The sequence below is a fragment of the Pseudonocardia sp. C8 genome (assembly GCF_014267175.1).
Taxonomy (GTDB): domain Bacteria; phylum Actinomycetota; class Actinomycetes; order Mycobacteriales; family Pseudonocardiaceae; genus Pseudonocardia.
The window spans coordinates 2094587-2107141 of the sequence record NZ_JACMTR010000002.1 but is presented as its reverse complement, the minus strand read 5'-3'; the positions used below and the strand labels follow the sequence as shown (position 1 = coordinate 2107141).

General features: G+C 74.3%; 14 protein-coding genes. 6 read left to right on the top strand and 8 right to left on the bottom strand.

The window, feature by feature from the left end; translation table 11 throughout:
• Positions 1 to 45 precede the first annotated feature (45 nt).
• Both H7X46_RS30375 and H7X46_RS10530 read left to right on the top strand, forming a co-directional pair.
• Positions 46 to 1599, top strand: coding sequence for a hypothetical protein (locus H7X46_RS30375; protein WP_186359228.1), 1554 nt, complete (start codon positions 46 to 48; stop codon positions 1597 to 1599).
• Between the two features lie 64 nt (positions 1600 to 1663).
• Entirely contained in the window at positions 1664 to 2506 is an 843-nt protein-coding gene (locus H7X46_RS10530; protein WP_222131265.1) for an alpha/beta fold hydrolase, read from the top strand.
• A gap of 5 nt (positions 2507 to 2511) precedes the next feature.
• Here H7X46_RS10530 and H7X46_RS10525 read toward each other — a convergent pair whose 3' ends face one another.
• The 5 genes from H7X46_RS10525 to H7X46_RS10505 all read right to left on the bottom strand — a co-directional run bounded on the left by H7X46_RS10525 (position 2512) and on the right by H7X46_RS10505 (position 5464).
• Entirely contained in the window at positions 2512 to 2763 is a 252-nt protein-coding gene (locus H7X46_RS10525) for a DUF3039 domain-containing protein (protein ID WP_186359227.1), read from the bottom strand.
• 37 nt (positions 2764 to 2800) lie between these two features.
• Positions 2801 to 3172, bottom strand: a complete 372-nt coding sequence (locus H7X46_RS10520; RefSeq protein WP_186359226.1) for a DUF3099 domain-containing protein — start codon at positions 3170 to 3172, stop codon at positions 2801 to 2803.
• A gap of 82 nt (positions 3173 to 3254) precedes the next feature.
• Positions 3255 to 4451, bottom strand: a complete 1197-nt coding sequence (locus H7X46_RS10515) for an AMP nucleosidase (protein ID WP_370588696.1) — start codon at positions 4449 to 4451, stop codon at positions 3255 to 3257.
• Complete coding sequence (locus tag H7X46_RS10510) at positions 4448 to 4855, bottom strand: metalloregulator ArsR/SmtB family transcription factor (RefSeq protein ID WP_186359225.1); 408 nt, start codon at positions 4853 to 4855, stop codon at positions 4448 to 4450. Before H7X46_RS10510 ends, H7X46_RS10515 begins: the two co-directional genes overlap by 4 nt.
• Positions 4856 to 4873: 18 nt before the next feature.
• Complete coding sequence (locus tag H7X46_RS10505) at positions 4874 to 5464, bottom strand: HhH-GPD-type base excision DNA repair protein (RefSeq protein WP_186359224.1); 591 nt, start codon at positions 5462 to 5464, stop codon at positions 4874 to 4876.
• Between the two features lie 39 nt (positions 5465 to 5503).
• Between H7X46_RS10505 and H7X46_RS10500 the strand changes: the two genes are divergently transcribed.
• The 3 genes from H7X46_RS10500 to H7X46_RS10490 all read left to right on the top strand — a co-directional run bounded on the left by H7X46_RS10500 (position 5504) and on the right by H7X46_RS10490 (position 7837).
• Complete coding sequence (locus H7X46_RS10500; protein WP_186359223.1) at positions 5504 to 7018, top strand: methyltransferase; 1515 nt, start codon at positions 5504 to 5506, stop codon at positions 7016 to 7018.
• Positions 7015 to 7473, top strand: coding sequence for a D-aminoacyl-tRNA deacylase (gene dtd / locus H7X46_RS10495; RefSeq protein WP_186359222.1), 459 nt, complete (start codon positions 7015 to 7017; stop codon positions 7471 to 7473). The genes H7X46_RS10500 and dtd overlap by 4 nt, the downstream gene beginning before the upstream one ends.
• Positions 7474 to 7552: 79 nt before the next feature.
• Positions 7553 to 7837: a YggT family protein gene (locus H7X46_RS10490; RefSeq protein WP_186359221.1), complete on the top strand. Its 285-nt coding sequence runs from the start codon at positions 7553 to 7555 to the stop codon at positions 7835 to 7837.
• Positions 7838 to 7900: 63 nt separating this feature from the next.
• On the opposite strand, the gene H7X46_RS10485 is transcribed toward H7X46_RS10490, so the two are convergent.
• The 3 genes from H7X46_RS10485 to H7X46_RS10475 form a co-directional block, all read right to left on the bottom strand.
• A complete protein-coding gene (locus tag H7X46_RS10485; protein ID WP_186359220.1) occupies positions 7901 to 8263 on the bottom strand; it encodes a hypothetical protein in 363 nt (120 codons plus the stop codon).
• A gap of 131 nt (positions 8264 to 8394) precedes the next feature.
• Positions 8395 to 8901: a helix-turn-helix domain-containing protein gene (locus H7X46_RS10480; RefSeq protein WP_370588695.1), complete on the bottom strand. Its 507-nt coding sequence runs from the start codon at positions 8899 to 8901 to the stop codon at positions 8395 to 8397.
• 167 nt (positions 8902 to 9068) lie between these two features.
• Positions 9069 to 10853, bottom strand: a complete 1785-nt coding sequence (locus tag H7X46_RS10475; RefSeq protein WP_370588694.1) for a PHA/PHB synthase family protein — start codon at positions 10851 to 10853, stop codon at positions 9069 to 9071.
• Between the two features lie 273 nt (positions 10854 to 11126).
• On the opposite strand from H7X46_RS10475, the gene H7X46_RS10470 reads away from it, so the two are divergent.
• Positions 11127 to 12479 carry an alpha/beta fold hydrolase gene (locus tag H7X46_RS10470; RefSeq protein ID WP_186359218.1) on the top strand — a complete coding sequence of 451 codons (1353 nt, stop codon included), beginning with the start codon at positions 11127 to 11129 and terminating at the stop codon, positions 12477 to 12479.
• The last annotated feature ends 76 nt before the right edge of the window (positions 12480 to 12555 follow it).

Below are 12555 nucleotides of genomic sequence, written 5' to 3'. Positions count from 1 at the left end.
GGGTGAACGCGCCGCGGCGGGTACGGGTGGGGATGATGGGCGGCGATGAGCACGCGCGATCCCAGCAGCCCGGCCGGCGACGCACCCGGGGCCGGGGACGGCTCGCCGGCCCTGCCGGCGGCCGGGTTGCGGCTGGCGGCCGCACTGACCGCCCGGCCGGCGGTGCTCCTGCGCCGCGGCGGGGCCTGGGCCGCCGCGCTCGGCCGGGTCGGGCTGGGCTGCTCCGCCGGCGAGCCCCGCGAGGATGCGGGCCCGCCCGGCGGCGGGTGGCTGCTGCCCGGTCCGGTGCGGCGGCGCGCGACGCAGGCGCTGCGCGTCACCACCGACGCCCTGTCCGGGCTGCTGGACGACGCGCAGGCCGGCCCGGACTTCCCGCTCCCGGCCCGGGACGCCGCGCGGCTGCGGGCCCTGCTGGGCGGCACGCCGGGTTCCGCCGGCGCCCCGCCCGGCCCCGCGGCTCCGCTGCGCCCCGGCGGCCCGGCCACCCCACCCGGCCCCGCGGCTCCGGCTCCCCCCGGCGGCCCGCCCCGGTCGGTTGCCCGCACCGGTGAGCCCGCCGGCCCCGGCACCCCGTCCCCCGGCGACGGCCCGGTCCGCGGTCGCGACGTCGCCGCCACGCCGGGGGCGGTCGTCCTCCGCACCCCGGTGTTCGAGCTGCTGCAGTACCTGCCGGTCACCGAGCGGGTGCACGACGCACCGGTGCTCGTGGTGCCCCCGCCGGCGCACCCCTACTGGCTGGCCGACCTCGCCCCCGGGTACTCGCTGGTCGAGCACCTGGTGGCGCGCGGCCTGCAGGTGTTCGCGCTGTCCTGGCGCCCGGCCGGCCCGGCGGACACCGGACGGGACCTCGACGCGCACGCCGCCGCCGTCCTGGACGCGCTGGAGGCTGGCACCCGGATCGCGCGGACCCCGCGGGCCTCGCTGCTCGGGGTGCGCTCCGGTGGCCTACTGGCGGCCGCCGTGCAGGCCCACCAGGCCGCGGTCGGGCTGGACGACCGGGTCGCCGCCGTCGGCTACCTGGCGACCGGGCTCGATCCCGCCGGCGCGGCGCGTCCGGACCCGCCCGACGGCGTGGGCGAGCGCGCGGCGGCCGCGCTGCGGGCCTGGGCGGCGGACCTGAGACCGCTGCCGCCCGCGCTGGAGGCCGGCCTGGCCGCGCTGGCCGCCGACGACGGCGCCGGGATCCGGGTGCTCGGCACACCCGTGCACCCGGCCGAGCTGCGCCGGGACGGCTACCTGGTCGCCGCGGCCGGCGACCCGGCGCCGCCGTGGACCGGGGACCGGGCGCCCGGCGGGTCGTGCCGGCTGGTCCTCGCCCCCGGGGACCGGGCGGGCGCGCTGATCGCGCCGCCGCGGGCCGCGACCTCGTTCCGGGTGGCCTCCTGCGAGGCCGGTGCGGGACTCCCGGAGGCCTGGCCGGAGGGCGCCGAGCACGTCGAGGGCTCCTGGTGGGACGACCTGGCCGGCTGGCTGGCCGACCGGTCCGGCAGCCTGCGGGACGCGCCACCCGAGCTGGGCGGGCGCCGGCTGCGGCCCCTGTTCCCGGCCCCGGGCACCTACCTGGCGGCCGAGCGCGGAGTGCCGGCCACCACGATGTGACCGGCGGTTCGTCACACCCGCCGTCACCCCCGCAGGGGGCCCGACGGCCCTTACGCTCCCCGGGATGGCCACTCCACTTCCCCGGCCCGCCGGTGCCGCACTCGAGGAGCACGACGTGCTCGTCGGGGGCCGCACCCTGCGCGTCGTGCGACGCCCCGCGTCCGGGCCGGGTGCCCGGCGCACGCCCCTGCTCCTGTGCAACGGCATCGGCGCCGCCACCGACGTGCTCGACCCGCTGGTCGCGGCGCTGCCGGCCGATCTCGACATCATCCGGTTCGACCCGCCCGGGATCGGCGGCTCGCCGCCGCCCCGGATGCCCTACCACCTGTCGTGGATGGCGCACCGGGTCGCCCAGGTCCTGACGAAGCTGGGCGTGTACGAGGTCGACGTGCTCGGTTTCTCGTGGGGCGGGATGCTCGCCCAGCAGCTCGCGATCAGCCGCCGGCGCCGGGTCCGCAAGCTGGTGCTGGCCGCGACCGCGCCCGGCGCGCTGATGATCCCGGCGTCGCCGCGGGTCCTGGCCGTGCTGACCTCACCGAAGCGCCACCAGGACCCGGCCTACGTCGACGCCGTCGCCGCGGACCTCTACGGCGGCCCCCTCCGCGCACACCCCGAGCGGGCGAAGGAGGTCCTGCACTCGGGAGCGCGCCGCGCTCCGATGCGCGGCTACTACTACCAGCTGCTCGCGCTGTCGGGCTGGACCAGCCTGCCGCTGCTGCCGACGATCACCGCCGACACCTTGATCATCGCCGGGGACGACGACCCGATGGTCCCGCGCGGAAACGCGACCCTGCTCGAGCGCGGGATCCGGCGCTCGCGCCTGTACCGGTACCCGGGCGGTCACCTGGACCTGCTGCTCGACCCGGCGCCGTTCGCCGCCGAGATCGACCGGTTCCTGTCCTCGTGACCCGGTCAGGAGTCGTCGTCGCCCTTGGGCAGACCCTCGAAGATCTCCTTGCACTCCGGGCAGACCGGCGAGCCGGGCTTGGGCGACTTGGTGACCGGGAAGGTCTCCCCGCACAGCGCGACGACCATGTTGCCCAGGACCGCGCTCTCGGCGATCTTGGACTTCTGGACGTAGTGGAACATGTCCGGCGTGTCGTCGCCGGTGCTGTCGGTGGCCTCCGGCCGGGTGTCGACCTCGGGAAGTGTCGTCGTGGACATGGCCCCATGATGCACCACACCCGGCGACGGCCGGGGGTCAGCCGGAGCCGCCTGCGCCACCCGGTGCGGCGTCCCCGGACGAGTCGATCACCTCGTGCGGCCGGGCCTCGATCTCCCGGTGGCCGTGCCGGTACCGGTTCGGCCGCTCCGCCTTCCGGGGCAGCCGGTCGTTCGCCCGGACGACCGCGATCCAGGGCAGCGGGATCGAGATGACCAGCAGGGTGACGGCCAGCCACGGGGTCTCGTAGCAGAGCCCGGCCAGCAGCATGCACGGGATCCGGAGGCCCATCGTCCACTTGTACCGCCGCTTCCGGACCTCCAGCTCCTCGTCGTAGGACATCTGGGCGTCCGTGATGAGCACGGGGTCCTCGCGTCGCGGATCGGTCACGTCGGCACCTCCGGCGTCCATGGTGTCACTCGCGCCGGATTCCCGCGCACGCGGCGGCCGAACGGGCAGGCCCCGGGATCAGACCCGGGTTCAGGCCCCGGGTTCAGGCACTGTCGGGGCCGTTGCCGAGCAGCGGCTCGTCGACCGAGCGGACCTCGGAGCCGGGCAGCCCGTCCGGGTGCTCGGTGCGGACCCGTTCGACCGCGTCCAGGGCGATCCCGAGGTGCTTGCGCTTGCTGGTCTCGTAGAACGTCCGCGCGCCGCCGGCGAGCTTCGGCTCGGCGTGCAGTGGCTTGTCCGAGACGCACAGCAGGGTCGCGTTCGGGATCCGGTACCGGAAGCCGTTGGCCGCGATCGTCGCCGACTCCATGTCGACCGCGACCGCGCGGGCGAGCCGCATCCGCTGCAGCGTCGCGGACTGGTTGAACTCCCAGTTGCGGTTGTCGGTGGTGTGCACGACCCCGGGCCGGTAGGTCGCCTCCGCGCGCTGCAGGGCGTCCATCAGGTACCCGTTGAGCCGCAGGCTGGGGATGACCGGGACGTCGGCGGGCAGCACCTCGTCGAGCACGTGGTCGGCGCGCTGGTAGGCGGTGGCGAGCACGAAGTCGCCCAGCTCCTGCCGGTTCCGCAGGCCGCCGCAGTGCCCGATCATGATCATCGTGTCCGGCCGGAGGACGGCCAGGTGGTCGGTGACCGTCTTGGCGTTGGCCGGGCCGACGCCGATGTTGACCAGGGTGACGCCGTCGCCGCCGTCCGCGCCGCCGCGGGCGTGGAAGGCGGGCATCTGCACGCCGTCGCGGTCCGGGCGCTCGGCGTCCGGGAACCGTTCCAGGAACGACTCCACGTGCATCGCGTAGTTGGTGAAGAGCACGTGCCGCTGGAACGACTCGGCCGGCGTCCCGGTGTAGTGCGAGAGGCGGTCCAGCGACAGCGCCATCCGCTCCGGGCCGAACAGGAACAGCTTCTTGACCCGCAGGTCGAAGCGGTCCTCGTCGAGCGCGGCGAAGAACTCGGGGTCGGTGAACACCCGCGCCGGGCGGGCCGCCCGGGCCGTCACGGTCGCGCCGGCCGCGACCAGGCCGCGCAGCTCGCGCTGCAGGTAGCGGCGGATCGCGCTGGGCCGGGCGAACTCGCCGGAGATCCGCGGGTTGTGCGTCGACCAGGGCCGCACGACCTCGAGCTCGGGGTACCAGCCCTCGTGGTAGACGGCGTCGAGGGCGTCGAGCAGCCGGTCGATCTCGTGGTCGAGCTTCTCGGCCGGGACCGGCGGGCGGACCTGCTCGATCATGGCCGGGGTCACGCCGGGTCCCCGTCGGTGCCGCCGTGCGCGTGCAGGGTGTCGGTCGTGACCGCCGCCGCCGAGACGACCTCGAGCAGCCGCCGGGCCAGCCCGTCGACCAGCCGGTAGCGGACCAGCCGCCCCTGCCGGTGCGCGGTGACCATGCCGTGCGCGCGCAGCAGCCGCAGCGCGTGCGAGACCGCGGAGTCGCTCATGCCGACGGCCACCGCCAGGTCGGAGACGCACAGGTCCCCGGCGTGCTGCAGGGCCAGCAGGATCGACAGCCGGTTGGCCTCCCCCAGGATGTCGAGGACGGTGGCCGCCTCGGCGACCTTGTCGCCGTCGGCGAGGACGGCCACGGCGTCGCAGACCTGGTCCGGGTCGATCACGCGGGCGCCGCTGAGTGCCTCCGGAACCTTGTGCACGCCACCGATGCTAGCGGCCTACGACGACGCGGCGGCCTTCCGCTCCTTCGCGGCGGCCTTGATCGCCTTCTTGGTGTCGCGCACCTCGGTGAGGGTCTGCGCGTCGACGACGTCGGCGGCCGACAGCCGGGAGTCCGGCTTCCCGTAGTCGCCTGCGGCCTCCCGCCAGCCCTGGGGGGTGACGCCGTACTGCTTCCCCAGGATCGCGAGGAAGATCTTCGCCTTCTGCTCGCCGTATCCCGGCAGCGCCTTGAGCCGGCGCAGCACCTCCCGCCCGTCCGGATCGCCGCGGGTCCAGATCGCGGCCGGGTCGCCGTCCCAGTCGTCGACGATCGCCCGGCACATCTCCTGCACCCGCCGGGCCATCGAGCCGCCGTAGCGGTGGATCGCCGGCGGCGTCGTCGCGAGCGTCGCGAACTCGGCGGGGTCGTGGTCGGCGATCACCCGGACGTCGAGGCCGCCGAGCCGCTGGTGCAGCTTCAGCGGCCCGCGGAACGCGATCTCCATCTGGATCTGCTGGTCGAGCAGCATGCCGATCAGCAGCGCCAGCGGGTCGCGTTCCAGCAGGGCGTCCGCCTCGGGGTCCTGGGCGATGCAGATGCCGGTCATGCCGGACAGGATGGCACGGTGCGATGAGATCATGCCCGGGTGCTTCCCCGTCTCGACCCCGGCCCGACCGCACGCGTCCGCGGCTGCCTGCTCGACGCCGGGTACACCCCGGACGGCGTCCGCGCCCTGCTGGGCCGCTCCGCGCACGACGCGCTGACCCGCGGCGAACCCGAGCCGGCCGCCCGGGCCAGCCGCGACGGCGGCGAGCTCGGCACGCTCGTGCGGCTGTTCCTGCTCGACGGCGTCGAACCGGAACCCGCGGTGACCGCCGCGCTGGGCGACCTGGACCCGCTGCTGGAGGGCCGGATCCTGCGGCGGACCCCGGACGGCATCCGGGCGGCCCTGGACGTCCGCCCGTACGGCGAGTCCGGCGACGACGGCGGGCCGGGCGCCGACTGGTGGCTGGTGTCGGACCTGGACTCTCCCGCCTCCCGGCAGGACCGCGAGCACGTCACCGGGGTCGGCGGGGCGTCGCTGTCGCTGGCGGCCGCCACGGTGCGCCGCCCGGTCGGGTCCCTGCTCGATCTCGGCACCGGGTGCGGCGTGCAGGCGCTGCACGCCTCCCGGCACGCGCAGCACGTGGTCGCGACCGACGTGCTGCCCCGGGCGCTCGCGCTGGCCCGGCTGTCCTGCGGGCTGTCCGGGGTCGAGGTCGACCTGCGCGAGGGTCCATGGTTCGACCCGGTCGACGGGGAGCGGTTCGACCAGATCGTGTCGAACCCGCCGTTCGTGCCGGGCCCGCCCCGGGTCGACTACGTCTACCGCGACTCCGGCCGGGCCGGGGACGCGGCGCTGGCGGCGCTGCTGGGCGAGCTGCCGGGCGTGCTGAACCCGGGCGGGATCGCGCAGCTGCTCGGCTCGTGGCTGCACGTGCGCGGCGAGGACTGGCCGGACCGGGTGCGCGCCTGGCTGCCCGCGGGCGTGGACGCGTGGGTGCTCCAGCGGGAGGTGGTCGACCCGGCGCTGCACGTCGGCACCTGGCAGCGCGACGCCGGGCTGGACGTCACCTCCCCCACGGCCCGCGAACAGGCCTCGGCCTGGCTGGACTGGATGGACCGGGAACGGGTCGAGGGCGTCGGGTTCGGGTTCCTGCTGCTGCGCCGCTCCGGCGACATCGACACCGAGCCGACCGTCGTCGTCGAGGACCTGCCCGGTGAGCTCGGTGAGGGCCTGTGCCGGGAGATGACCGGCTGGCTGGACCGGATCGACTGGCTCCGGGCGCACGCCCGCGACGACGACCTGCTCGACGCCACGCTGCGCCTCGCGCCGGAGGCGGTCCTCGAGTCGGTGTCCGGCCCCGGCCCGGACGGCTGGGCCGAGCTGTCGGCGACCGTGCGCCGCTGGGGCGGGCCCGGCTGGGAGCACGAGGTGGACGGTCCCGCCACGGCGCTGCTCGCCGGGTGCCGGGGCGAGCTGCCGCTGTCCGAGCTGCTGGCGCTGCTGTCGTTCGCGCACGGCCGGCCGTACGACGCGCTCGTCGCGGCGACCCTGCCGGCCGTACGCGAGCTCGTCCGGCACGGCCTGCTGCTGCCGGTCGGCGGCGGGGCGCGGTGAAGGCCGTCGTCGCCCGGGTGCGCCGGGCCTCGGTGACGATCTGCGACGCGGGCGACGAACCGCTGCGGGTCTCCGGGGCGATCGGGCCCGGGCTGCTCGTACTGCTCGGCGTGCACCGCGACGACACCGCCGACCCGGCGACGACGGCGTCGCGGGTCGCCGCGATGGCCCGCAAGCTGCACGAGCTGCGGATCCTGCGCGAGGAGCGTTCGTGCGCCGACAGCGGTGCCCCGCTGCTCGTCGTCAGCCAGTTCACCCTGCACGGCGACACCCGCAAGGGCCGCCGCCCGTCGTGGTCCGGCGCGGCCCGCCCGGAGGACGCCGCCCCGGTCGTGGACGCGGTCGTCGCGGCGCTGCGGGAGCGCGGCGCCACCGTCGAGACCGGGGAGTTCGGGGCGAACATGGCCGTCGAGTCGGTCAACGACGGCCCGTTCACGGTGCTGGTCGAGGTGTGACCACCGCACGCGCCGCGGACTCTCATCCGGTTCTCAGGCTGGAGGGGGAGGATCGGGAGGGATCGGAAGGAGTCCGCCCGTGATCGCATACCTCCTCGGCCTCGTGCTGGTGCTGTTCCAGTTCGTGCTGATCGCCCGGGTGATCGTCGACTGGATCGACGTGCTGGGGTCCGGCCGCGGCGGCGCCGCGCTGGCCACCGCCCGCCGGATCACGCACGGGATCACCGAACCGGTCGTCGCGCCGGTCCGCCGGCGGGTGCAGCCGGTCCGGATGGGCGCCGTCGGGCTCGACCTGTCGGTCCTGATCGTGTTCGTGCTGGTCCTGGTCGCCCGGCTGGTGATCGTGCCGCTGATCCCGTTCTGATCTGACCCGGGCACGGCGAAGGCCCCCGCCCGGTGGGCGGGGGCCTTCGGTGGCGCGTGGTGCTTACTTCGCGGCCGAACGGGTGGTGCGGGCCGGCTTCTGCGCGGACTCGGCCTTGTCGGCGGCCTGGGTCGCCTGCTCGGTCACGGCCTCGGCGGCCTTGGTGGCCTGCTCGGTGAACTGGTCGACGACCGAGGTGCCGGCGCCGACGACGGTCTTCACGAACTCGCGCTGCTGGCCGAGCACCTGCTCGTAGAAGTCGAAGACGCGGTCGACGGTGGCGCCGGCGTCCGGCAGCTGCGGGACGGCGCTGCCGGGGATCTGGGTGAAGGCCTGCACGGCGTCGGTCCAGGTGCGGACGGACTCGGTGACGAGGTCCTGGCCGCGCTTGGCGAAGTCGGCGAACTGCTCGGTGGAGGCGGTCATCGCTGTCTCCCCTTCCCGGGTACGGGTCTTGTGGACTGGCGATGCGGGTTCGCATCTCGCCATGCCCACAAAACTACGCATCGGCGTTAAGTATGTCAAGCACGCCAGGTGAACGTGGGTGCCATCACAGATCAGCTCCGCCGCAGGAAGCTGCGGTAGACCCCGAGCAGGGCCGTCTTCTGCTCGTCGGACAGCCGCGGGTCGGCCGCGATCGCGTCCTCGACACCGGGCGGCGCGGCGTCCCGGTCCGCCGCCGGTGCCGGGTCGGCAGCGGGCTCGTCGTCGTGGATCGACCAGCCCGCCCGGCTGAGCATCTGGTCGGTGTTGAGGTGCAGCGCCTCGGCGATGGAACGCAGCACCTTCAGCGACGGCTGGTGCAGCCCGCGCTCGACCTGGCTCAGGTAGGCGTTCGAGACCTTCGTCATCGCCGCCATCTCCCGCAGCGACAGCTTCGCCATCTGGCGCTGCGAGCGGATGAACCCGCCGAGCGCGTTCACCTGGGCGTTCCACGCCTCCTCGGCGGCCTTCCGGCCCGCGACGTGGAGCTCCTCGGCGGCCGAGGCCGCGCTCTCACCGTCGGACCCGGTTCGCCGGCGGCGCACGCCGTCCGTCCCCGGGTCGCGCTGCGCGCGGCTCACCGCGCCACCCCTGCCTGGCTCGGTACCCGGTCCATGGTCGCGCATTGTCCCCGCTGCCCGGCCGTCGTGCACGCACCGCCCCGCGCCGCGGACACTGTGGACGCCGCAGGAACGGCACCGCCCCGGCGATCGACGGTGATCACCTCAGGCGTTGGTCCGGGGCGGGGTCAGCCCGCGACGACGTAGCGGCCGGGCGCCGGCTCCAGCGGCGGGTGGGCGTCCGAGCCGATGCGGGACGGGGCCGGGACCTCCTTGCCTGCCCGCTCGGCGATCCACGGCGTCCAGTCCTCCCACCAGGACGCCTTGCGCTCGCCGGCGTCGTCGCGCCAGTCGTCGGCCGACTCGGGCAGGTGGTCCGACTCGCCGTACCAGGTCCGCGACTTCGGCGAGGGCGGGTTCACCACGCCGGCGATGTGGCCGGAGTTGGAGAGCACGAACCGGACCGTGCCGCCGATCTTCGCCGCCCCCTTGTAGACGGACTTCCAGGGCGCGATGTGGTCGTTCTCGGCGCAGATGACGTAGCTGTCCGGGTGGACGTCGGCGACGTCGAGCCGCTCCCCCGCCAGCTCCAGCTTGCCCTCGGCGAACTGGTTCTCCAGGTAGAGCGTGCGCAGGTACTCGGTCTGCATCGCGGCCGGCATGCGGGTGGAGTCCGCGTTCCAGCTCAGCATGTCGAACGGCTTCGGGTCCTCGCCGAGCATCCAGTCGTTGACCACGTAGTTCCACACCAGGTCGGTGGCGCGGAGCAGGTCGAAGGTGGTCTTCATGCTCGACGCCGGGAGGTAGCCGTCCTTGCGCATGGACCGCTCGAGCCGGTTGACGGTCGTCTCGTCGGTGAACACGCCCAGCTGCCCGGGCCCGGTGTAGTCCAGCAGGGTGTTCATCAGCGTCAGCGAGTTGACGTGCTGGGTGCCCTTCGCCTCGAGCCAGGCGACCGTCGCGGCGGACAGGGCACCACCCAGGCACAGGCCCGCGACGTTGACCTTGTCCTGGCCGGTGATCTCCCGGACGACCTCCAGCGCGGCGAGCGGGCCCTCGCGCAGGTAGTCGCTCATCGTGACGTCGGACAGCGCCGAGTCCGGGTTCCGGTAACTGATCATGAAGACCGTGTGGCCGTGCTGGACGGCCCACTCCACCAGCGACTTCCCCGGCGCGAGATCCATGATGTAGTACTTGTTGATCCACGGCGGGCTCATGAGCAGCGGGATCTCGTGGACCTTCTCGGTCTGCGGCTCGTACTGGATGAGCTCGATCAGCCGGTTCCGGTAGACCACGTGGCCCGGGGTCACGGCGAGGTCCTTGCCGACGACGAACTCGCCGGGGGTGACCTGACGCGGCATGCCCCGGTTCTGGACGGTGTCGCGGAGCATGTTCCGGGCCCCGCGCACGAGGTTGAGCCCGCCGGTCTCGACGATCTTCTTCGGCCACGCCGGGTTCGTGAGGACGGTGTTCGGCGGCGCGAGGGCCTCGATGGTCTGCCCGACCAGCCAGTCGAGCTTGCGGCGCGCGACCGGCGACACGCGCGCGGCCCGCGCGAGCTCGGTCAGCCGGTCGGCGAGCAGCGCGTGCTCCTGGCGGGCCAGGTAGTACCAGGCGTTGCCCTCCCACGCGGGGTCGGCGTAGCGCCGGTCCTTCTCCGGCAGCGGCGCCGGGCCGTTCGCGGTGCCGCCGACGGCCCGCGAGGCCGCCGCCGCGACCGCCTTCGCCGAGTCGACGCCGAAACCGAACCCGGCCCGCAGGACCGCACCGGGGCTGCCGGCGAGCGACTTCGCGGCCTCGCCGAGCGCGCCACCGAACCCGACCGGGTCGACGCGGGCCTTCCACCCCTCGGGGTCGGCGAGCTCGCGCAGGTCGCGGACCAGACCGGCCGCCTGGCGTCGCAGCACCTCCGCCTGGTTGTCCGGCGCGGCGGCGCTCGGGGACTCGGGATGCGATGTGTGCTGCGTCGTCACTGTTCGTCACACTCCTGGTCGACCGGGATGGTGTCCGGGCCTCGGTGCGCAGACCCGCCGACGAGGGGGTGGCGCGAAGGGATGCGCCCATCGTGACGGGATACTCACGGGTAGGCACCCCCTCGCCGGGCGCGTCACGTTGAGACCCCCCTCACCAGCGCTTGATGAAGCAAGCACTACTCCCCGGTAAGGATTGTGTTGCTTGACATCCCGAACGCGATTTACCGTGCGGTAACCGGTGAGCCCGGTCATCAGAGTTGATGGGAGAGGCCCATGAGCACGGCGAGCACCTCGCGGTCCGTCCCGGCGTCCCGGCGCGGCCCCCGCGCCCTGCCGGACACCCCCGCCGCCACCCCCGAACGCGACGACCGGCCCGACCCCCTGCGCTTCCTGGTCTCGTACAACGCCCGCAACCTCACCCAGGTGGTGCGGGAGGTCGGCCGGGCGACCGGGGCGTACTGGATCGATGCGGCACAGCGGATCGCCAAGCCCGGTGACGCCGCGCGCCGGTCCCTGCTGTGGGTGTCGGCCTGGGCCGACCGCAGCACGCCGACCTGGCACCTGCCGAACGAGGTGGCCCTCTCCACGCCGTTCGCGCTGCTGCGGGACTTCACCGCACCCGAGCACCGCGACGACGACGTCGTCCCCACCCTGGTGCTGCCGCCGCAGGCCGGGCACTCGTCCACCGTCGTGGACTACTCGCCGCAGCAGAGCCAGCTGGCGATGATCCGCGCCGCCGGCCTGACCCGGCTCTACTCGCTGGACTGGCGCCCGGCGACGACGGCGACGAAGCACGTCACGGTGACCGACTACCTGGAGGTCATCGACCGCTCGATCCGCCGGATGGGCGGGAAGGCCAACCTGGTCGGCGACTGCCAGGGCGGCTGGCTGGCCACGATCTACGCGGCGCTGCACCCGGAGCGCGTCAACACGCTGACGCTGGCCGGCGCGCCGATCGACTTCCACGCCGGCGAGTCGGTGATCGCCGCGTCCACCCGCCTGATGGCCGGGACGCTGGGAATGGCGCCGTACCGCGCCCTGGTGGCCGCCGGTGGCGGCAACATGCCCGGTGCGGCGGTGCTGTCGAACTTCATCTCGATCCAGCCGCAGTCGGAGGTGTCCCGGCAGCTGCAGCTGCTCGAGAACATCGACGACCCCACGCACGTCGAGCGCTACCGCGTGTTCGAGGACTGGTTCAAGTACACCCAGGACATCCCGGGCGCGTTCTACCTGTGGCTGGTGGAGAACCTGTTCTGGAAGAACCGGCTGATCCGGGGGACGCTCACGGTCGGCGGCCGGAAGGTCGACATGGCGGCCATCGACTGCCCGCTGCTGCTGCTCGCCGGTTCGACCGACCACATCACGCCCGCGCCCCAGCTGTTCGCCGCGGCCGAGAAGGTGAGCACGCCCGCGAAGGACATCACCTACCGCACCGCCTCGGCCGGCCACCTGGGCCTGTTCATGGGCCGCGACGCGCTGCGCCACGACTGGCCGGTGCTGATGGAGACCGTGTACTCGCACTCGGTGCCCGGGACGGCGCGTGGCACCGGCAAGGCCTCCCGGCGGCGCAACAGCGTCCGGGCGGTGGCCGACCCGCGGGACTCCCCGCGGGTGCCCGCACCCTGACCGGGCGCTTCCTGCCGATGCGCGATCCGCTGGCGCTACTCGCTATGCCGATGCGCGATCCGCTGGCGCTACTCGC

Coding starts and splice junctions, on each gene's coding strand:
- H7X46_RS30375 (WP_186359228.1), top strand. CDS start 46: ATGAGCACGCGCGATCCCAGCAGCCCGGCCGGCGACGCACCCGGGGCC.
- H7X46_RS10530 (WP_222131265.1), top strand. CDS start 1,664: ATGGCCACTCCACTTCCCCGGCCCGCCGGTGCCGCACTCGAGGAGCAC.
- H7X46_RS10525 (WP_186359227.1), bottom strand. CDS start 2,763: ATGTCCACGACGACACTTCCCGAGGTCGACACCCGGCCGGAGGCCACC.
- H7X46_RS10520 (WP_186359226.1), bottom strand. CDS start 3,172: ATGGACGCCGGAGGTGCCGACGTGACCGATCCGCGACGCGAGGACCCC.
- H7X46_RS10505 (WP_186359224.1), bottom strand. CDS start 5,464: ATGACCGGCATCTGCATCGCCCAGGACCCCGAGGCGGACGCCCTGCTG.
- H7X46_RS10485 (WP_186359220.1), bottom strand. CDS start 8,263: ATGACCGCCTCCACCGAGCAGTTCGCCGACTTCGCCAAGCGCGGCCAG.
- H7X46_RS10470 (WP_186359218.1), top strand. CDS start 11,127: ATGAGCACGGCGAGCACCTCGCGGTCCGTCCCGGCGTCCCGGCGCGGC.